Origin of the sequence: Streptomyces sp. SirexAA-E, assembly GCF_000177195.2 — a bacterium.
In the GTDB taxonomy this organism is placed as follows: domain Bacteria; phylum Actinomycetota; class Actinomycetes; order Streptomycetales; family Streptomycetaceae; genus Streptomyces; species Streptomyces flavovirens.
Genome location: NC_015953.1, coordinates 1138287 through 1158258, shown reverse-complemented (window position 1 = coordinate 1158258; position 19972 = coordinate 1138287). Strand labels below are relative to the sequence as shown.

The following is a 19972-nucleotide window of genomic DNA, read 5'->3' as shown; positions in this document are numbered from 1 at the left end:
GAACCCCCGGAGAGACGAGATGACCGACCCCACCGACCGCACCCCACCCACGGGCCGCACCGACGTCACGGACCACCACGGACCCGAAGGGCTCCGCGTCCGCGCCACGGTCGTCGTGGTGCCCGGCCGCGGGGAGACCCGGTCGACCTACGCCCGGCTGGGCGCCCGCCTCGCCGCCGACGCCTACCGGGTCCGCGTCGTCGACGCCCCGGACCTCGACCCCGACGACCCGACCGGCTCGCTGGACCGGCTCGGCGCCCGGCTCGCCGAGGCGGCCGCCACCACCGCCGACGACGGGGCCGCCCGCCCCGTCGTCTGGGTGGGTGCCGACACCGGAGCCGTCGCCCTCGCGGCGCTCCTGGCACGCGAGGCGTCCGAGCCGGAGGCGGCGCCGGACGCCGTCGTCCTCGCGGGGCTGCCGGGCCACACGGCCGCCGCCGCCGGCGGGTGGGACGAGGAACTCGACGTCCGCACCTCCTGCCCCGTCCACCGGACCAGGCTCACCGACGACCCCCAGGTGCGGCGGGGCTCGCTCGGCGACCCGGTGCCGGACGCACTGCTCGACGCGGCCTACGGCGCCGGGAGCGGCCTGCCCACCCTGCTCCTGACCGGCGACGCCGACCCGCTCGCGGACCACGAGGCGCTGCTCCGCGCCGCGAAGGCACGGCCCCGCGCCCGGCTCTCCGTGGTCCGCGGCGCCCACCACGACGTCCTCAACGACATGCAGCACCGCGCGGTGGCCGCCGAGATCGTCACCTTCCTGGAAGCCCTGCGCAACGACCTGGTGCCGGTGGTCGCGGTGGAGGCGAGCGCCTGGTGAACGCCGCCGCCACCCGCGCGCCCTGACCGGGCCCGCAGCGCCGACCCGTACCCGCACACCTCACCCCGAACCCGGAAGGTCCCCATGGCCGCCATCCTGTCCGTCTCCGGAAGCCCCTCCGCGACGTCCCGCACCGCACGGCTCCTGCGCCACCTCGACGACCGCCTCAGGCTCCAGGGCCACGAGGTCACCTCGCTGGAGGTCCGCACCCTGCCCCCCGGCCCCCTGCTCGGCGCCGACTTCCGGCACCCCGCCGTCGTCGAGGCGGCGGCGCTGTTCGAGCGGGCGGACGGCGTGGTGATCGGCACCCCCGTCTACAAGGCCGCCTACTCCGGCCTGCTCAAGTCGCTGCTCGACCTGCTCCCGCAGTACGCGCTGACCGGCAAGACCGTGCTGCCCCTGGCCACCGGCGGCAGCACCGCCCACGTCCTGGCGATCGACTACGCACTGCGCCCCGTCCTGAGCTCCATGGGCGCCGCGCACATCGTCCCCGGCTGGTTCACCCTCGACACGGACCTCTCCGTGGCCGACGACGGCACCCTGACCGTCGCCCCGGGCGCCGCCGAGGCCCTGGGCCAGGTGACGGACCGGTTCTCCGCCGTACTGGGCGGCCGGACCGCGGTGCCGGCCGCCGCGTGAGCGAAGGCCGTGCCACGGCGACGGGCCGCCCCGGGCGGGCCGCTCTCACAGGAACGTACGGCCCTCGCCCCGGTACGTCGGCACCGTCGCCGTGATCCGGTCGCCCTCGATCAGCCGCAGCTCGTCGAAGCGCTCACACAGCTCACCGGCCTTGGCGTGCCGGAACCACACCTTGTCGCCGATCAGCAGATCGTCGGCGGGGGAACCCAGCAGCGGCGTCTGCACCTCGCCCGGCCCCTCCTGCGGGTCGTACCGCAGCCCCTCGGGCAGATACGGGACCGGGAGCCGGTCCGGACCGGCCGCCCCGGACGCCGGGTAGCCGCCGCCCAGCACCGTCACCACGCCCACACCCGGCCTGCGGACCACGGGCTGGGCGAACAGGGCTGCCGGACGGCCGGTGAACGAGGTGTAGTTGTCGAACAGCCGCGGTACGTACAGCCCCGACCCGGCCGCGATCTCCGTCACCGCGGCCTCTGCGGCCGTGTGCTGCACACTGCCGGTGCCCCCGCCGTTGACGAACTCCAGCTCCGGCGCCACCGCCCGTACCGCCCGCACGACCTCGGCCCGCCGGACGGTCAGCTCCCTTCGGGCGGTGGCCTGCATCAGCCGGATCGCCCGGGACCGCAGCGGGCGCCCGGCCACCGAGTCGCCCACCCCGGCCACATGGCCCTCGTACGCCATGAGCCCGACCAGCCGGAAGCCCGGCCTGCGGGCCACCGAGCGGGCCAGCTCCGCCAGTTGGGCGGGGGAGCGCAGCGGGGAGCGCAGCGCGCCGACCCGCACCCGGCCGCCGAGCAGCCGCAGCGAGGTGTCCAGCTCCAGGCAGACCCGGACCTCCTGCGTCCCGCCGGCCCGCGCCGCGTCGATCAGCTCCAGCTGCGCGGGGTCGTCCACCATCACGGTCACGGCCGCCGCGAGCTTCGGGTCGGCGGCCAGCTCGGCGTAGGCGGCCCGGTCGGCCGACGGGTACGCCAGCAGCACGTCGTCGAAGCCCGCCCGGGCCAGCCAGAGCGACTCCGCCAGCGTGAACGACATGATTCCGGCGAATCCCGGGCGCGCCAGCACCCGTTCGAGCAGGGCGCGGCAGCGTACCGACTTGCTCGCCACCCGGACGGGCTTCCCGCCCGCCCGGCGCACCAGGTCGTCGGCGTTGGCATCGAAGGCCTCCAGGTCCACCACGGCGACGGGGGCGTCGAGGTGGGCGGTGGCCCGGTCGTAACGGGTCCGGTCAGCGGCGCGGGCAGTCATGGGCGCAGCTTGCCAGACGGCCGTACCGCTGGGTAGGGGGATGTTCGGGGCAGACCGCCCGGCACCCGGCGTCCCGTCCCACGGGGCGCCCCGCACCCCGTAGAGTGACGCTCGGGCGATCGACCGGCCACCCTTGTCCGGGACGGTGGACCGCCGGCGGTGCGGGGACGTGAACCAGGGGGGCGGATGAGTACCGAGGCGCAGCGCGCTCCACTGCCGCCCCGCCCGACCACACCGCCGCCCGTGCCCCCGCGGCCCCCGGCCGGGCCCGTGCCGTCCGCGCCGCTCCCCGGCGGACCCCGGCAACCACCGCACACCCCCGCGGAGACGACCGCCCGACTGCGCCCCATACCGTCCGAGCGCCACACACCGCCCCCGCCGCCAGCCCGCCCCTGTACGCCACCGCCGCCCGCCCCGACCCGGCGCAGACCCGTCGGAGCGGTGGACCTCACCCCACGCCCCGGGCAGCGGCCCGCCCCGGCCGGTCCCTCCTACGCGTACGCCGAGACGCCCGCCGAGACCACCACCCGGCTGCGCCCCGTCCGCCCCCGGCACCCGGCCAGGACCGCCTCGGCCGCCGTCTCGGCCGTGCTCGGCCTCGGACTGATCGGCGGCGCCGTCACCGGCACCTGGCTCATCCAGGACCCGGCGGCCGACGCCAAGGCCCCGAGCGCCTACACCGTGGGCCGTTCCGCCTGGCACAGCGTCCCCGTCGACACCCTCTTCCCCCGCACCCTCAAGGGCGACGGCGCGGGCCCGGGGGCCACCGACCGGGTCTGGACCCGGATCGGGGTCGCCGCCGACAGCGGCTGCGCGGCCGGACTTGACCCGCTGCTCCTCAAGACGCTCCGCCCGGTCGGCTGCGAGCGCCTGGTGCGCGCCACCTACACCGACGCCACCCGGAGCAGCGTCACCACCGTCGGCCTGGTCTTCACCGAGGCCGGCACCGACGCGATGAGCGCCCTCGACGCCCGGTTCACCACCCAGCACCTCGACGACCGCACGGATCTGATGCCCCGTGCGTACCCGGTGAAGGACACCGCGGCCGCCGGCTTCGGTGACGCGCAGCGCGCCAGCTGGAGCGTCCACGTGCTGACCGAGGTGCCCGTCGTCGTCCTCTCCGTCTCGGGCTTCGCCGACGGACGGACGGTCGCCGAACCGCAGCCCGCCGCCGCCGCGATGAAGTCGGGCGCCACCACGGCGGTGGCCGAGGCCGGTCTCGGCCACGAGGCGAAGGGCGTCGCCGACCGGGTGGAGCGCACCCTGCGCCGGACGATCACCGACCTCACGGAGCAGCCGGAATGACCCGTCCCCACCGGCTCCGCGCGCTCGGCGCGGTGGCCGCGGCCTCCGCGTTCGCGGTGCTGCCCGCCGTACCCGCCCAGGCGGACGCCATCCGTGACCAGCAGTGGGGGCTCGAGGCCCTGCACACCGGCCGGGCCTGGCAGACCACGAAGGGCGAGGGGATCACCGTCGCGGTCCTGGACACCGGGGTCGACGGCAGCCACCCGGACCTGACGGGACAGGTCCTGGAGGGCAAGGACTTCATAGGGTTCGGCGCCGGGAGCGGCGACCGGTCCTGGGCCCTGCACGGCACGGCGATGGCCGGCATCATCGCGGGCCACGGCAACGGCGCCGACGGGAGCGAAGGCGTCCTCGGGGTCGCGCCGGAGGCCAAGATCCTGCCGGGCCGGGTGATCCTGGAGTCCACCGACCCCTCCCGTGCCAAGGCCCGCGAGTCACGCGGCACCGCCCTCGCCGACGGGATCCGCTGGGCCGCCGACCAGGGCGCCGACGTCATCAACCTCTCCCTCGGCGACGACAGCGAGTCCGCCCACCCGGAACCCAGCGAGGACGCGGCCGTCCAGTACGCCCTGTCCAAGGGCGTCTCCGTGGTCGCCTCGGCCGGCAACAGCGGGGACAAGGGCGACCGCCCCTCGTACCCGGCCGCCTACCCGGGCGTGATCGCCGTCGCCGCCGTCGACAAGTACGGCACGCACGCCGCGTTCTCCACCCGCCGCTGGTACGCCACGGTCAGCGCGCCCGGGGTCGACATCGTCGTTGCCAACCCCGACCGGCACTACTACATCGAGTGGGGCACCTCCGCCGCCTCGGCGTTCGTCTCCGGCGCGGTGGCCCTGGTGCGCGCCGCCCATCCGGGGCTGTCGCCCGCGCAGATCAAGACCCTGCTCACGGACACCGCCCGCGACGCACCCCAGGGCGGGCGGGACGACGCCCGGGGGTACGGGCTGGTCGACCCGGCCGCCGCGATCGAGGCCGGGGCCGAGCTGAGCCCCGCCGGGCTGCGGGCCGAGGCCGCGGCCGGCTACCGCAAGCGGTACTTCGGCAGCGGGCCCGACCCGGAGGAGGAGCACGCGGAGCCGGCCGGTTGGCTGGCGCCGGCCGCCGGCGTGGCCGGCGCCGCCCTGCTGGCCCTGGCCGTGGTGCTGTGGCGGGCCGGGACCGGCGGTCCCGGCCGCCGCTGACGCGGTCCTCGGGGGCGGGCCCGGCTCAGAGGGTGCTGCCGCGCAGTTCCGCCAGCGTGTCCGCCGTCAGGTGACGGGACGTGTCGTCGGCCTCGACGAGGACGACGGTGCACCCGGCGGCGTGGGTGAGGGCGGTGGTGAAGCTGCCCTCGGCGAACTGGACGAGGGCGCCGCGCGGGGAGCGGCCGACCGCCACGGTACGGGCCCCGATGGCGGTGGCGTGCCGGGCCAGGGCCCGTCCGGCGGCCGCGTGGTCGCCGACACCGGTCAGGATCAGGCCGGTGGCGGTGACGCCGTCGGCGGCCAGCCGGTCGAGGTGGGAGGTGACCGCGGCCCGCGCCTGCTCGTCGGTCTCCGTGTCGACGGCCTGTTCCTCCACGACGGCGGTCCGCCGGACGTGGACGACCTCGAGCGGGCTGCCCGTGTCGCGGGCGAGGCGGGCGGCGGCGTCGACGACGGCGGCGGCCCGTTCGTGGCCGCCGACCGCGACGACCACCGGACGGCCGCCCGGCTCCGCCGGGGCGCCCACGGGGACCAGGGACGGGCCGACCGGCGTCTCCTCGCCGGTCGAGCGCTCTGCCTCGGCGAGCAGGCGGTGGCCGCTCGCCAGGACCGGGATGGCCAGGAGGAAGGTGGCCGCCCCGACGTAGAAGGGGACACCGAGGTCGGTGGCGTCGGCGAGCTTGCCGGCCACGTACGGGGCGAGACCGCCGCCGATGAAGCGCAGGAAGCCGTAGGCGGAGGAGGCGACCGGACGCTCGACGGGGGAGACGAGCATGACGGCCTGGGTGGTGAGGGTGTTGTTGATGCCGATGAACGCGCCGCTGGCGATGACCGCGACGATCACCACCGTCGGTGTGCCGACGCCCGCCGCGATGACGGCCATCACGACACCCAGGCCGAACAGGTTGGCGTACAGCACGGGGGCCGTGCCGAAGCGGGCTTGCAGGCGCGGGGCGAAGAAGACGCTGAAGGCCGCGACCAGCAGACCCCAGCCGGTGAAGACCAGCCCGAGCTGATGGGCCTCCAGCTCCATGGGGTAGGGCGCGTAGCCCAGCATGGTGAAGAAGCCCCAGTTGTACAGCAGGGCCATGATGCCCATCGTCAGCAGGCCGCGGTGGCGCAGGGCCTTGAGCGGGGCGATCGGTGAGGTCGGCCGCTCGGGCTTGGGCGTGGAGGGGACGAGGAGGAGGGTCGCGACCAACGCGACGGCCATCAGGACGGCGACGCCGAAGAAGGGGCCGCGCCAGCTGATGGCGCCGAGCTCGCCGCCGAGCAGGGGGCCTACGGCTATCCCCAGACCGAGGGCCGTCTCGTAGAGGATGATCGCGCCGCTGAACCCGCCGCTGGCCGAGGCGACGATGACGGCCAGGGACGTGGCGATGAACATCGCGTTGCCCAGCCCCCAGCCCGCGCGGAAGCCGACGATGCCGTTGATGGAGCCGGTGGCGCCGGCCAGTGCGGCGAAGACGACGATGACGGCCAGTCCGGCCACCATGGTGCGCTTGGCGCCGATGTGGCTGGAGATCCAGCCGACGAAGAGCATCGCGACGGCCGTGACGATCAGGTAGCTGCTGAAGAGCAGGGAGACCTGGCTGGGTGTGGCGTCCAGGCTGTCGGCGAGGGCGGGCAGGATCGGGTCGACGAGACCGATGCCCATGAAGGAGATGACACAGGCGAAGGCGACGGCCCAGACGGCCTTCGGTTGCCTGAACAGGCCGGGGGACTTTCCGTGCGAGGTACTCATGCGCGTTCTCTCCAGCGTCTGAGGACGGTCGGATGTGAGCGGATCCCGGGAGAAGACGGTCAGGGGCCGGGGGCCTGGTCCTCGATGACGCGGGCCAGGGCGGGCAGCGCGGTCTCCACCGCGCGCCGCTCCGGCTCGCTCAGCTCGTCGACCAGCCGACGGAGCGCCTCGGCCCGCTCGGCGCGGCGCTGCCGGAAGACCGCCAGGCCGTGGTCGGTGGCCTCCACCAGCACCCCGCGCCCGTCCCGCGCGTCGGCGACACGACGGGCCAGGCCGTCCCGCTCCATGCGGTTGACCAGCTGGGTCATGTTCGGCTGGGAGACGCCCTCGTCGCGGGCCAGATCCGTCAGACGCCGCGGTCCCTCACGACCCAGACGCCCGAGCGTCGACGCGGCCGTGGGACTGAGCCCTCCGGCGCGCGAGCTCCGGCGCACGTGGCGGACCAGGTGCTCGGCGGCGACCGCGAGGTCGTCCCCGGGGCCGGATCCTTCCGTGTCCCGCTCATACATAAGGACATGATGCATCTAGATGTACGATGCAGCAAGATTGCTTTCCGTAGTGGTTCCGGTGGGATCCGTACGCGGTCACCGGGCGCCCCGGGCCACCACGGACACCGCCGTCTTCGCCACCGCCTCCACCAGGCCGACGCCCGCCTCCTGCGACGCGTGGCCCCGCGACAGCACCGCCACCAGACAGGTGTGCCCGCCGCTCGTCACCCGGCCGATGCTGTTGACGTCCCACAGCCCCGTCGTCGTACGCGGCATCCAGCCGTTCTTGAGCGCCCAGTCGTCGCCCGCGGCGGAGATCCCCCACTGCTGGTCCGCCTCCACCTCGCCCATCAGCCCCGTGAGGTACGCGCGAGAGGCCGCGGTCAGCTCCGAATCCGTACCGAAGACCGCCTCCAGCAGCCGGAGCCGGTCCGCCGCCGTGGTCTGCGTCAGGCCCCACGCGTGCACGGCCCGCGTCTCCGTCAGCCCGAGCCGCGCGTTCGCCGCGTCCAGCCCCTCGGCGCCGCCGACCGCCTTCAGCAGCTCGGTGGCCGAGGTGTTGTCGCTGCGCCGGATCATGGCGTCCGCGTACGCGAGTTCCGCGCCGTTCAGCCGCCGCCCCTCGTCCTGGGTGAGCAGCAGCAGGGCCGCCAGGATGTCGACCTTCACCACGCTCGCCGTGTCGTACGCCCCGTCGCCGTACACCGCACGCGCCCCGGTGTCCGGGTCCAGCACGGCCACCGACACATCGGCCCCGTCGGCCACCGTTGCCAGGGCGGCGGCCAGTTCCGCGTCGAGATCCACCTCGGGCTCCTCACTCGTCTGCGGGGTGGACGATACGGGCGGGGAGGACGCGGCGGCGGGCGCGGCGTCCGTGACGCGCTCCATCAGGTACGCGCCACCCGCCGTGGAGCCTGCCAGCAGGACCGCGGCCGTCAGTGACACGGACAGGGCGGATCTGCGTGTTCTGTGGCGGGGCATGGCCCGGACGCTAGGAACCGGAGCTGGCAGCGGGCTGTGCCCGACCTGTCGCGGGGATGAGAATCCGGACCCACTAGGCTCGCCGTGTGGAGCTCAAGAACATCCCGGACCCCGGTTTCTCCGACGACGACGGCTCGGCCGCGCCCGAGCTGACGGCCGCGCTGGCCGCGTGGTCCGAGGACCGGAGCGCCGTCGGCCCGGTCCTGACGGCGCTGCGGGACGCCCGGCTGCTCGTCCCCGTCGTCGCCGTCCTCGGCGAGGTCGAGGAGGACGAGAACGGTCTGCGCCGCGAGAAGACCAGCGACATGGCCGTGCCGACGCTCCAGGCCGGCGACCGGCGGGCGCTGCCCGCCTTCACCTCCACCGGGACGCTGGCCCGCTGGGACCCGCAGGCCCGGCCCGTCGCCGTCCCCCTGCACCAGGCGCTGCGGGCCGCCGCGCACGAGAAGGCCGACACGGTGGTGCTGGACCTCGCGGGTCCCGTCGCCTTCGAGCTGACCGGTCCGGCGCTGCTGGCCCTGGCCGAGAACCGCACCAGCACCGATCCGCTGGAGGACCCGCAGGTGGTCGCCGCCGTACGGGAGATCGCCGCCGCCGAACCGGCCGTGGTCCGCGCCCACCTCGGCCCCGGCCGGGCCGACGGCACCCTCGCCCTGGTCCTCGCCCCGGACGCGGTGGTGCCCGAGGCGGGCCGCCGGGTCGCCGACGCCCTGGCGGCCAGCGAGGTCCTGCGCGCCCGGCTGGTGCGCGGCCTCGATCTCGCGCTGCTCCCGGCCGGCGCGACGGCGCCCGGAGAACCGCTCTTCAGCCGCTGAACGCGAACGGAAGAGCCCGCCACCCCACGGTGGCGGGCGGCGGGCTCGGGGCGGGTACGGGCTGCGGCTAGCCGTAGATCGGGCCGGTGTACTTCTCACCCGGGCCGTGGCCGGGCTCGTCCGGTACGAGCGAGGCCTCGCGGAAGGCCAGCTGGAGCGACTTGAGGCCGTCCCGCAACGGGGAGGCGTGGAAGGTGCTGATCTCGGTGGCGCTCGCGTCGAGCAGCCCGGCCAGCGCCTGGACCAGCTTGCGGGCCTCGTCCAGGTCCTTGTGCGCCTCGCCCTCCTCGGTCAGACCGAGCTTCACCGCGGCGGCGCTCATCAGGTTGACCGCGACCGTCACGATCACCTCGACCGCGGGGACCTCCGCGATGTCGCGGGCCATGTCGTCGAAGCCGGGGCTGTCGCTGCTGGGGGTGGTCGCGTCACTCATGCCCCACACGATAAGGCCAGGCCGGACGCCTCCTTCCGGCGGGAGGCGGGCCGGGACGGCCGGGGAACAGGGGATTAGCGCACGCGCGAGCGGGCTGCTAACCTTGTGTAACGACCGGCCGGACACCTATGTGCCCGGCCCACAAGTGGAGGCTCCGATCTCCCACCTGACCGTCCCCTGGGACGGTGGGTCACCGGTCAGGCGGTAGCCATCGTTCCGTACGGACGATGGAGCCGCCCGATGCGCCCCGCGGTTGCCGCGGCGGTGTTCCGGTATCACCAGGAGCCCCGCCTGTGTCCCGTCCGGGGCATTTTTCGTCTCCCGGCTCGGTTGGTCTCAAACCAGACGTTACGCGGCTGTCCGCCAGGCGGTCGCGTGGTGCTACCGAGGAGGATCCATCAGCGCCGAGCCCCGCATCAACGACCGGATTCGCGTTCCCGAGGTGCGACTTGTCGGTCCCAGCGGCGAGCAGGTCGGGATTGTTCCGCTTGCCAAGGCCCTTGAGCTCGCACAGGAGTACGACCTCGACCTGGTCGAGGTGGCGGCGTCCGCCCGCCCCCCTGTGTGCAAGCTCATGGACTACGGGAAGTTCAAGTACGAGTCCGCCATGAAGGCCCGTGAGGCGCGCAAGAACCAGGCGCACACGGTCATCAAGGAAATGAAGCTCCGGCCGAAGATCGACCCGCACGACTACGACACCAAGAAGGGTCACGTCGTCCGGTTCCTCAAGCAGGGGGACAAGGTCAAGATCACGATCATGTTCCGCGGCCGTGAGCAGTCCCGCCCCGAGCTGGGCTTCCGACTGCTCCAGCGTCTCGCTTCGGATGTCGAGGACCTCGGGTTCATCGAGTCCAACCCCAAGCAGGACGGCCGGAACATGATCATGGTTCTCGGCCCGCACAAGAAGAAGACCGAAGCCATGGCCGAGGCCCGTGAGGCCCAGGCCGCCCGCAAGGCGGAGCGTCAGGGGACCACCCCGGACGCCGAAGCCGAGGGCGATGTCGCTGAGGCTCCCGCCGCAGCGGCCGAGGCTCCGGGCGAGACACCTTCCGAGGCGTGACCTCTGGGGGCGCCAGCCAGGCGCCCCCGGGTCCCTCGGAACCACCCAAAGATCTGACGCCCCTGCAGTCCGGTGCTCCGCACCGTGAGGGGCGCCACTGACGAGGAGATAACGGCGCGATGCCGAAGAACAAGACGCACAGCGGTGCCAGCAAGCGCTTCAAGATCACCGGCTCCGGCAAGGTGCTGCGCGAGAAGGCCGGCAAGCGCCACCTGCTCGAGCACAAGTCGTCGAAGAAGACCCGCTCGCTGACCGGTACGACCGTCGTGGCTCCGGCCGACGCCAAGAAGATCAAGAAGCTTCTCGGCAAGTGAGGACGCGGCTTCCGGCTGAGCCGGAGGCGCGCCCTCGACCCGTCCGGGACCCCATTCGTTTCCGGGCCGTGTGAGTACGACCACGGCCCCGCTGCAAGGAGTTAAAAGTGGCACGCGTCAAGCGGGCAGTAAACGCACACAAGAAGCGCCGGGCGATCCTCGAGGCCGCCAGCGGTTACCGCGGACAGCGTTCGCGCCTGTACCGCAAGGCCAAGGAGCAGGTCACCCACTCCCTGGTCTACAACTACAACGACCGCAAGAAGCGCAAGGGCGACTTCCGTCAGCTCTGGATCCAGCGCATCAACGCCGCTGCCCGCCAGAACGGCATGACGTACAACCGCCTCATCCAGGGTCTGAAGGCCGCCAACATCGAGGTGGACCGCAAGATGCTGGCCGAGCTCGCGGTCAACGACGCCAACGCGTTCGCCGCGCTCGTCGAGGTCGCCCAGAAGGCGCTCCCGAGCGACGTCAACGCCCCGAAGGCCGCCTGATCCAGGCCGCTCTTCGAGAGTTCCGAGCCGGACCCGCAGGCGGCAGCCGTCTGCGGGTCCGGTGCGTTGCGCGACGTGTGCGCACCCCGGGGCCCGTGCACGGCCGCCGTACGTAGAGGTGCGTACGCAGAGAAACGTACGCAGAGAAGCAGAGTTACGCAGAGAGGCTCGCCGCCGACCATGGGCACCCCCGAACTGATCTCCGCCCGTTCGCCGCGCGTCGCGGCCGCACGCCGGCTGGCCAGGCGCAACTTCCGCGGCAAGGAGCGCCGGTTCATCGCCGAGGGGCCGCAGGCCGTACGCGAGGCGGCCGCGCACCGGGGGAGCGACGGCACGTCCACCCTGACCGAACTCTTCGCCACCGTCGAGGCCGCCGACCGGTACGCCGACATCGTCGGCGCCGCGCACGCGGCCGGGGCCCGGGTCCACCTCGCCGACGCCGACGTGCTCGCGGACGTCTCGCAGACCGTCACCCCGCAGGGGCTGATCGGCGTCTGCCGCTTCCTGGACTCGCCCTTCGAGGAGATCCTCGCCGCGAAGCCCACCCTGGTCGCCGTGCTCGCCCACGTACGCGACCCCGGGAACGCCGGTACGGTGCTGCGCTGCGCCGACGCGGCCGGAGCGGACGCCGTCGTGCTCACCGACGCCTCCGTGGACCTCTACAACCCCAAGTCCGTGCGCGCCTCGGTCGGCTCCCTCTTCCACCTGCCGGTGGCCGTCGGCGTACCCGTGGAGCAGGCCGTCCAGGGGCTCCGCGGCGCCGGCGTGCGCATCCTCGCGGCCGACGGCGCGGGCACCGACGACCTCGACGACGAACTCGACGCCGGCACCATGGGCGGGCCCACCGCCTGGGTCTTCGGCAACGAGGCGTGGGGCCTGCCCGAGGAGACCCGCGCGCTGGCCGACGCGGTCGTCCGGGTCCCCATCCACGGCAAGGCGGAGAGCCTGAATCTCGCCACCGCGGCCGCCGTCTGCCTGTACGCCTCGGCGCGCGCCCAGCGCCCGCGCCGCACCGGCTGAGCCACCCCCGCGGCGCCCCGTCACCGATCGATACACGCCACACCCCCCGGTGCGCCGCCGCAGGGTGTCGCTCGCCGTCCGACGCCTAGTAGGGTGACGAACTCGGGGGCCCACTGCACCGGTTCGAGAGGTGGGGTACGGGAGAATGGCTGTCGGCATGAGCAGGCCGCGTCACACACACACGGCAGCCGTGCGCGCCATCGACGACCTGGACGGCACGGACGACGCCGTCGGCGGCCTCGTCGGCGCCATCGACCCCGACCATCTCCCCGACGGTCTCGTCGTCGCCGACGAGAGCGGCCGTGTCATCTGCTTCAACACCGCCGCCGCCCGGATCACCGCCACCCCGCGGGCCGCGGCACTCGGCCGCGACCTGGAACACGCGCTGCCCCTGGAGGACCTCAAGGGACGGCGCTGGTGGACCCTGACCGACCCGTACGGCGGGCTCGCCACCCGGGTCGGGCAGCCCGAGCGCAACCTGCTGCTGCCGGGCGGCCGCGAGGTGCTGGTCTCCGCCCGTTACGTACGCGAGGCGCCCAAGGGTCCCGTCCGCCGGGTCGTCGTCTCGCTGCGCGGCACCGAGGCCCGCCGGCGTACCGAGCGCAGCCACGCCGAGCTGATCGCCACCGTCGCCCACGAACTGCGCTCGCCGCTCACCTCCGTCAAGGGGTTCACCGCGACGCTGCTGGCCAAGTGGGAGAGGTTCACCGACGACCAGAAGCGGCTGATGCTGGAGACCGTCGACGCCGACGCCAACCGCGTCACCCGCCTCATCGCCGAGCTGCTCGACATCTCCCGCATCGACTCGGGCCGGCTGGAGCTGCGCCGCCAGCCCGTGGACATCTCCGCCGCCGTCGAACGCCACGTCCAGGCGCTCACCGCCGCCGGCCAGGCACCCGACCGCTTCCTCGTCCGTACCCGGCAGCCGCTGCCCGATCTGTGGGCGGACCCGGACAAGGTGGACCAGGTCCTCGGCAACCTGCTGGAAAACGCGGTGCGCCACGGCGAGGGAACCGTCACCATCGACATCTCACCCGCACCCGGCGGGAGCGAGACGAGTGCGACGGCGGTCACCGTGAGCGACGAGGGTCCCGGCATCCCCGAGGAGTCGATGGGCCGCGTCTTCACCCGCTTCTGGCGGGGGAGCAAGCGCGGCGGCACCGGCCTGGGCCTGTACATCGTCAAGGGCATCGTCGAGGCGCACGGCGGCACGATCACCGTGGACCGCGGCCCCGGAGGCGGGGCGGAATTCCGATTTATCCTGCCCGTGAGCGCGCCGGCCTACCTGGTCTGAGCGGCCCACGGGCTTCTTCGCCCACCGGCGGCCCGTAGACTCGACCTTTGGCACCTTCGCGCCCTCGGTCGTCGAGTCGGAGGTCGCGCCACCAGCCAATCGGAAGCACGGGAAGAGATGTCGGCACCGAACAAGTCGTACGACCCGGTCGAGGTCGAGGCACTGAAACCGGAAGAGATCGAGCGCATGCGGGACGAGGCGTTCGCCGCCTTCGCGGCCGCGGGTGACCTCGACGCGCTCGCCCAGGCGAAGACCGCGCACACGGGCGGCACCTCGCCCCTGTCGCTCGCCAACCGGGAGATCGGGGCCCTGCCGCCGCAGGCCAAGGCCGAGGCGGGCAAGCGCGTGGGCCAGGCCCGCGGCGCCGTCTCCAAGGCGCTGGCCGCCCGGCAGGCGGAGCTGGAGGCCGAGCGGGACGCCCGGGTGCTCGTCGAGGAGGCGGTGGACGTCACACTGCCCTACGACCGCACCCCGGCCGGCGCGCGCCACCCCCTGACCACTCTCATGGAGCGTGTCGCGGACGTCTTCGTCGCCATGGGCTACGAGATCGCGGAGGGCCCCGAGGTCGAGGCGGAGTGGTTCAACTTCGACGCCCTGAACTTCGTGCCCGACCACCCGGCCCGGCAGATGCAGGACACCTTCTTCGTCCAGGGCGCGGACGGCGCGAAGAGCGACGAGTCCGGTGTCGTCCTGCGCACGCACACCTCACCGGTCCAGGCCCGCTCGCTGCTCAGCCGCAAGCCCCCCGTCTACGTGGTCTGCCCCGGCCGGGTCTACCGCACCGACGAGCTCGACGCCACGCACACCCCGGTCTTCCACCAGATCGAGCTGCTCGCGGTCGACGAGGGCCTCACCATGGCCGACCTCAAGGGCACCCTCGACCACATGGTCCAGGCGCTCTTCGGACCGGACATGAAGACCCGGCTGCGGCCGAACTTCTTCCCGTTCACCGAGCCGTCCGCCGAGATGGACATGGTCTGCTACGTCTGCCGCGGCGAGTCCGTCGGCAACCCGGACCGCCCCTGCCGCACCTGCGGCAGCGAGGGCTGGATCGAGCTCGGCGGCTGCGGCATGGTCAACCCCAAGGTGCTCACCGCCTGCGGCGTCGACCCCGAGAAGTACAGCGGCTTCGCCTTCGGGTTCGGCATCGAACGGATGCTGATGTTCCGCCACAACGTAGAAGACATGCGAGACATGGTCGAAGGTGACGTCCGTTTCACCCGGCCGTTCGGGATGGAGATCTGATGCGCGTCCCGCTTTCCTGGCTGCGGGAGTACGTCGACCTGCCGGCGACGGAGACCGGCCGTGACGTACAGGCCAAGCTGGTGGCCGTCGGCCTCGAGGTGGAAACCGTCGAGCGGACCGGTGCCGGCCTCAAGGGCCCGCTGGTCGTCGGACAGGTGCTGACCATCGAGGAACTGGAGGGCTTCAAGAAGCCCATCCGCTTCTGCACCGTCGACGTCGGCGACGCCAACGGCACCGGCGAGCCGCAGGAGATCGTCTGCGGCGCCCGCAACTTCTCGGTCGGCGACAAGGTCGTCGTGGTCCTCCCGGGCGCCGTCCTGCCCGGCGACTTCGCGATCTCCGCGCGCAAGACGTACGGCAAGACCTCGCACGGCATGATCTGCTCCACCGACGAGCTCGGCATGGGCGACGACGGCACGCACGGCATCATCGTGCTGCCGCCGGAGTACGAGCCGGGCACCGACGCGATCGAGCTCCTGGAGCTCGTCGACGAGATCCTCGACATCGCCGTCACCCCGGACCGGGGCTACTGCCTGTCGATGCGCGGTGTCGCCCGTGAGGCCGCCATCGCCTACGGCCTGCCGCTGCGCGACCCGGCCCTGCTGGACGTGCCCGCGCCGAACGCCTTCGGCCACCCGGTCCGGGTGTCCGACCCGATCGGCTGCAGCCGGTTCACCGCGCGCACGGTCACCGGGCTGCGGCCCGAGGCCCGCTCCCCGATCTGGCTGCAGCGCCGTCTGCAGAAGGCCGGGATGCGCCCGATCTCGCTCGCCGTCGACGTCACCAACTACGTGATGCTCGAGCTCGGCCAGCCGCTGCACGCCTACGACCGCACCCGCGTCGAGGGGCCGATCGGCGTGCGCCGCGCCCAGCAGGGCGAGAAGCTCACCACGCTCGACGGCACCAAGCGCGTCCTGGACGCCGAGGACCTCGTCATCACCGACGACCGCGGGCCGATCGGCCTCGCGGGCGTCATGGGCGGTGCCGACACCGAGATCGCCGACGCGGCCACCGAGGACGCCGGCACCACCGAGGTCGTCATCGAGGCCGCGCACTTCGACGCGATCTCGATCGCCCGGACCGCGCGCCGCCACAAGCTGTCCTCCGAGGCGTCCAAGCGCTTCGAGCGCGGCGTCGACCCGCAGGCCGCCGCCGCTGCCGCGCAGCGCACCGTCGACCTGCTGGTCCTCCTCGCGGGCGGTACGGCGGAGGCGGGCGTCACCGAGATCAGCGCCCCGTCCGCGCCCCGCACCATCGCGATGCCGGCCGACCACCCCGACAAGGTCGCCGGGGTCTCCTACGGCCGCGAGACCGTCGTACGCCGCCTCCAGGAGGTCGGCTGCGACGTCTACGGGCAGGACGAGCTGATCGTCACGGTCCCGTCCTGGCGCCCCGACCTCGCCGCGCCGAACGACCTCGCCGAAGAGGTCATCCGTCTGGAGGGGTACGAGAACCTCCCGTCCACCCTGCCCACCCCGCCGTCCGGACGCGGGCTGACGGAGCGTCAGCGGCTGCACCGGCGCGTCGGCCGGGCGCTGGCCGGTGCCGGTTACGTCGAGGCGCTCAGCTACCCGTTCATCGGCGAGGCCGCCCTCGACCGGCTCGGCCTGGAGAAGGGCGACGCGCGCCGCCGCACGGTCACGCTCGTCAACCCGCTCTCCGACGAGGAGCCCTCGCTGCGCACCACGCTGCTGCCGGGCCTCCTCGCCGCGCTGCGCCGCAACGAGGGCCGCGGCAGCCACGACCTCGCGCTCTTCGAGACCGGGCTCGTCTTCAGGCCCACCGGTGAGGAGACGAAGGCCGTCCGGCTGCCCGTCGACCGCCGTCCCACCGAGGAGGAGATCGCCGCCCTGGACGCGGCGCTCCCGCGCCAGCCGCGCCGCGCCGCCGTCGTCCTCGCGGGCGCCCGCGAGCAGGCCGGCTGGTGGGGCAAGGGCCGGCCCGCCGACTGGGCGGACTCCGTCGAGGCGGCCCGCACGATCGCCCGCGAGGCGGGCGTCGAGGTCATCGTCCGTGCCGACCGGCACGCACCCTGGCACCCGGGCCGGTGCGCCGCGCTCTACGTCACGGTGAACGGCCAGGAGGTCCTCTTCGGGCACGCGGGCGAACTGCACCCGCGCGTCGTCAAGGACCTCCACCTGCCCGAGCGGACCTGCGCCGCGGAGGTCGAGCTCGACGTCCTGGAGCAGGCCGTGGACGGCGCGCTCCAGGCGCCGCGGATCTCCACCTTCCCGGTGGCGACCCAGGACGTGGCGCTCGTCGTCGGTACGGACGTACCCGCCGACGCGGTGGAGAAGGCCCTGCGCGAAGGCGCCGGTCCGCTGCTCGAATCGCTGCGGCTGTTCGACGTCTTCACCGGCGAGCAGATCGGCGAGGGCAACAAGTCCCTGGCGTACGCGCTGCGGTTCCGTGCCGCGGACCGCACGCTGACCGTCGAGGAGGCCACCGAGGCCCGCGACAGCGCGGTCGCGCTGGCCGCCGAGCGCACGGGCGCGGTGCTGCGGGGCGCGTAGCCCGGCAGCGCCATCGGCGCGCGCAGAAGTGCGGGAGGGGCGCATCCGGCCACCGGGTGTGCCCCTCCCGCTGTCTCGCCGGGCGGCCCCGGGGACCGCACGCGGGCCGGGAGCACCGGCCCTTCGGCCACCCTCCTTCGTCGGGGCGGCGGACGCGTGCGGTCCGGCGCCGTCCGCTCCGCCTCGGAGTGTCGGGCAGGTCGGCGGAACGGACGGCGCGGATTCGGGTCGTCGAGCTGATACGAGGGGGAGCCGACGACCCGGCCGCCTCTTGCGAGACGTTCATTCAAGCGGCCGGCCGGCCGGGGCGGCAGAGCGCACAGCCGGACGGTTCGGGCATTTGATTCACACCCCGTGTGAATCACCCCTAAGCTCGTCCCGACGCGCATATGGGGGGGCAATGGAGCCCAATGTCCTGCTCGAATCCCTGATCGACGAGGCGGGTGTGTCCCGTGCCGGGCTCGCCGGTCACATCAACCTGGCCGGCCGGGCCCGCGGCCTGGTCCTGCGGTACGAGCACACGGCGGTCGCCCGCTGGCTCAAGGGCCAGCGCCCCCGCGGCCAGGTCCCGGACCTGATCTGCGAAGTGCTGGCCGGACGGCTGGGCCGCCCCGTCACCCTCGACGACATCGGCATGGGCACCTGCGGACCGTACGCGCAGACGCGGCCGGCCGGCCTCTCCGGGTTCGTCGAGCACGCCACCGCCCTGTGGCGCTCCGACGACCAGCGGCGCCCCCGCCTCGCCGCGGCGCCGGTCGCCACCGGCACGGGGGCGGTGATGCCCGTCTGGGAGTGGGAGAACCCGCCGGAGGACACCGACGTCTCCCGCCCGGGGCCCCGCCGGGTGAGCGCGGCGGACATAGAGATGCTCCGGGCCGCCCGCACCCACTACGAACAGATGTACCGAAAGGCCGGCGGCATCGCGACCAGATCCCGGGTCGTCAAGTTCCTCAACGCCGAGACCGCCCCCCTGCTGCGCGCCGGATACGACGACGCCGTGGGGCGCCGGCTGCACCGGGCCGTCGGGGGCCTGGTCGCCGTCGCCGGTATCTGCGCCTACGACTCCGACGCCCACGGCCTCGCCCAGCGCTACTTCCACCAGGCCCTGCGGCTCGCCAAGGCGAGCGGGGACCGGGGGCTCGGCGGCTATGTGATCGCCCTGCTGGTCAACCAGTCGCTGTTCCTGGCCGACTACCGCCGGGCGGTCGCCTTCGCCGAGGCCGCGCTGCGGGCGGCGGGGCCGCACATCACCCCGGCGCTGGCGGCCGACCTGTACGCGATGCAGGCCAAGGCCTACGCCCGCCTCGGCGATCCCCGCAGCGCCCTGGAGCGCATCCACCGCGCGGAGTCCGAGGCGGGGCGCATCAGCCCGGGCCGGGAACCGGAGGAGACGGGCTACGTCCAGCCCGGCCTCGTCGACGTCCAGGTGGCGGAGGCACTGCTCGGCCTCGGGGACCTCTCCGCGGCCCGGGAGCACGCGTCGGCGGCCGTACGCTCCCCGGCGCACGCCCGGGGGCGGGTGCACCGGCTGGCGCTGCTCACCCATCTCGAACTGCTCCAGGGAGAGGCCGACCGGGCGGCCGGGACCGCCTCCGAGATGGCCGAACACGCCCGGGGGATGGAGTCCCGGCGGCTGAGGGACCGGCTGCGGGCGGTCCGCGAGCACCTCGCCGCCAGCGGCTGTGCCGACGCGGAGGCGGCGGCCGGTCTGATCGACGGGGCGCTGCGCGTGCCTCTGTGAGCCCTCCGGGGAGGGGCCGCGCGCATTCCCCGGCGGGAACCCTCCTGCTCGGATGTTGCCACCAATCAGGCGGAAGGTGGCAGAACCATGCAGTGGAAGAACCTGAACGAACAGACTGTGTACGAGAACCCGTGGTTCCGGGTCAATCTGGCCGACGTCGCACTCCCCGACGGCCGGCATCTCGACCACTTCCTCATCCGGCTCAGGCCCGTCGCCGTGGCCACGGTCGTCAACGAGGCCAACGAGGCCCTGCTGCTGTGGCGGCACCGCTTCATCACCGACAGCTGGGGCTGGGAGCTCGCCGCCGGTGTGGTCGAGGACGGTGAGGACGTCGCCGCCGCGGCGGCCCGGGAGATGGAGGAGGAGACCGGCTGGCGCCCCGGCGCGCTGAGCCCGTTGATGACGGCCGAACCGGCCAACGGGCTCATCGACGCCCGCCACCACTTCTTCTGGACGCGGGAGGCCGCCTACACAGGTCCTCCGGCGGACGGCATCGAGTCCTCGCGCCGTGAGTGGGTACCGCTCAAGCTCGTCCCCGACCTCGTCGCACGCGGCGAGATACCGGCGGCCAACATGGCGGCCGGACTGCTGATGCTCCGTCACCTGCTGCTGGGCTGAGCCCCCGCGACACGCCGGA

The 19972-nt window shown here is 73.7% G+C and carries 19 protein-coding genes; 14 read left to right on the top strand and 5 right to left on the bottom strand.

All coding sequences use genetic code 11. The features are described from left to right. Positions 1 to 19 precede the first annotated feature (19 nt). Positions 20 to 820, top strand: coding sequence for a hypothetical protein (locus SACTE_RS05000; RefSeq protein WP_014044937.1), 801 nt, complete (start codon positions 20 to 22; stop codon positions 818 to 820). An 84-nt stretch (positions 821 to 904) separates the two neighbouring features. Beyond that, positions 905 to 1459: an NADPH-dependent FMN reductase gene (gene ssuE / locus SACTE_RS04995; protein WP_014044936.1), complete on the top strand. Its 555-nt coding sequence runs from the start codon at positions 905 to 907 to the stop codon at positions 1457 to 1459. 45 nt (positions 1460 to 1504) lie between these two features. On the opposite strand, the gene SACTE_RS04990 is transcribed toward ssuE, so the two are convergent. Then, positions 1505 to 2707, bottom strand: coding sequence for an amino acid deaminase/aldolase (locus SACTE_RS04990; protein WP_014044935.1), 1203 nt, complete (start codon positions 2705 to 2707; stop codon positions 1505 to 1507). A gap of 441 nt (positions 2708 to 3148) precedes the next feature. Between SACTE_RS04990 and SACTE_RS04985 the strand changes: the two genes are divergently transcribed. After that, positions 3149 to 4012 (top strand): hypothetical protein, encoded by an 864-nt coding sequence (locus SACTE_RS04985; RefSeq protein ID WP_014044934.1) that lies wholly within the window; start codon positions 3149 to 3151, stop codon positions 4010 to 4012. After that, positions 4009 to 5193 carry a type VII secretion-associated serine protease mycosin gene (mycP, locus tag SACTE_RS04980; RefSeq protein WP_014044933.1) on the top strand — a complete coding sequence of 395 codons (1185 nt, stop codon included), beginning with the start codon at positions 4009 to 4011 and terminating at the stop codon, positions 5191 to 5193. The genes SACTE_RS04985 and mycP overlap by 4 nt, the downstream gene beginning before the upstream one ends. Before the next feature lie 25 nt (positions 5194 to 5218). Here mycP and SACTE_RS04975 read toward each other — a convergent pair whose 3' ends face one another. From SACTE_RS04975 to SACTE_RS04965, 3 genes are all read right to left on the bottom strand, one after another. Further along, entirely contained in the window at positions 5219 to 6940 is a 1722-nt protein-coding gene (locus tag SACTE_RS04975) for an MFS transporter (RefSeq protein ID WP_014044932.1), read from the bottom strand. Positions 6941 to 6999: 59 nt separating this feature from the next. After that, complete coding sequence (locus SACTE_RS04970) at positions 7000 to 7449, bottom strand: MarR family transcriptional regulator (RefSeq protein ID WP_014044931.1); 450 nt, start codon at positions 7447 to 7449, stop codon at positions 7000 to 7002. Positions 7450 to 7524: 75 nt separating this feature from the next. After that, complete coding sequence (locus SACTE_RS04965; protein ID WP_014044930.1) at positions 7525 to 8409, bottom strand: serine hydrolase; 885 nt, start codon at positions 8407 to 8409, stop codon at positions 7525 to 7527. Between the two features lie 86 nt (positions 8410 to 8495). Between SACTE_RS04965 and SACTE_RS04960 the strand changes: the two genes are divergently transcribed. Then, complete coding sequence (locus SACTE_RS04960) at positions 8496 to 9224, top strand: SseB family protein (protein ID WP_014044929.1); 729 nt, start codon at positions 8496 to 8498, stop codon at positions 9222 to 9224. A 67-nt stretch (positions 9225 to 9291) separates the two neighbouring features. Here SACTE_RS04960 and SACTE_RS04955 read toward each other — a convergent pair whose 3' ends face one another. Next, positions 9292 to 9657: a DUF1844 domain-containing protein gene (locus SACTE_RS04955; protein WP_019993655.1), complete on the bottom strand. Its 366-nt coding sequence runs from the start codon at positions 9655 to 9657 to the stop codon at positions 9292 to 9294. A gap of 397 nt (positions 9658 to 10054) precedes the next feature. Here SACTE_RS04955 and infC point away from each other — a divergent pair, with 397 nt between their 5' ends. From infC to SACTE_RS04910, 9 genes are all read left to right on the top strand, one after another. After that, the gene (gene infC / locus SACTE_RS04950) at positions 10055 to 10717 is read left to right on the top strand and encodes a translation initiation factor IF-3 (RefSeq protein WP_078492682.1); all 663 of its coding nucleotides are present in this window, start codon (positions 10055 to 10057) and stop codon (positions 10715 to 10717) included. Positions 10718 to 10836: 119 nt separating this feature from the next. Next, entirely contained in the window at positions 10837 to 11031 is a 195-nt protein-coding gene (gene rpmI / locus SACTE_RS04945; protein ID WP_014044927.1) for a 50S ribosomal protein L35, read from the top strand. A gap of 107 nt (positions 11032 to 11138) precedes the next feature. Next, entirely contained in the window at positions 11139 to 11522 is a 384-nt protein-coding gene (gene rplT / locus SACTE_RS04940; protein ID WP_014044926.1) for a 50S ribosomal protein L20, read from the top strand. 180 nt (positions 11523 to 11702) lie between these two features. Continuing rightward, positions 11703 to 12542, top strand: coding sequence for an RNA methyltransferase (locus SACTE_RS04935; RefSeq protein ID WP_014044925.1), 840 nt, complete (start codon positions 11703 to 11705; stop codon positions 12540 to 12542). Positions 12543 to 12687: 145 nt separating this feature from the next. Further along, positions 12688 to 13836 (top strand): ATP-binding protein, encoded by a 1149-nt coding sequence (locus SACTE_RS04930; protein ID WP_014044924.1) that lies wholly within the window; start codon positions 12688 to 12690, stop codon positions 13834 to 13836. Positions 13837 to 13953: 117 nt separating this feature from the next. Then, a complete protein-coding gene (pheS, locus tag SACTE_RS04925) occupies positions 13954 to 15081 on the top strand; it encodes a phenylalanine--tRNA ligase subunit alpha (protein WP_014044923.1) in 1128 nt (375 codons plus the stop codon). Next, positions 15081 to 17594, top strand: a complete 2514-nt coding sequence (pheT, locus tag SACTE_RS04920) for a phenylalanine--tRNA ligase subunit beta (protein ID WP_014044922.1) — start codon at positions 15081 to 15083, stop codon at positions 17592 to 17594. The genes pheS and pheT overlap by 1 nt, the downstream gene beginning before the upstream one ends. Before the next feature lie 400 nt (positions 17595 to 17994). Further along, entirely contained in the window at positions 17995 to 19335 is a 1341-nt protein-coding gene (locus SACTE_RS04915) for a hypothetical protein (protein WP_014044921.1), read from the top strand. An 87-nt stretch (positions 19336 to 19422) separates the two neighbouring features. Then, positions 19423 to 19953, top strand: coding sequence for an NUDIX domain-containing protein (locus tag SACTE_RS04910; RefSeq protein WP_014044920.1), 531 nt, complete (start codon positions 19423 to 19425; stop codon positions 19951 to 19953). The last annotated feature ends 19 nt before the right edge of the window (positions 19954 to 19972 follow it).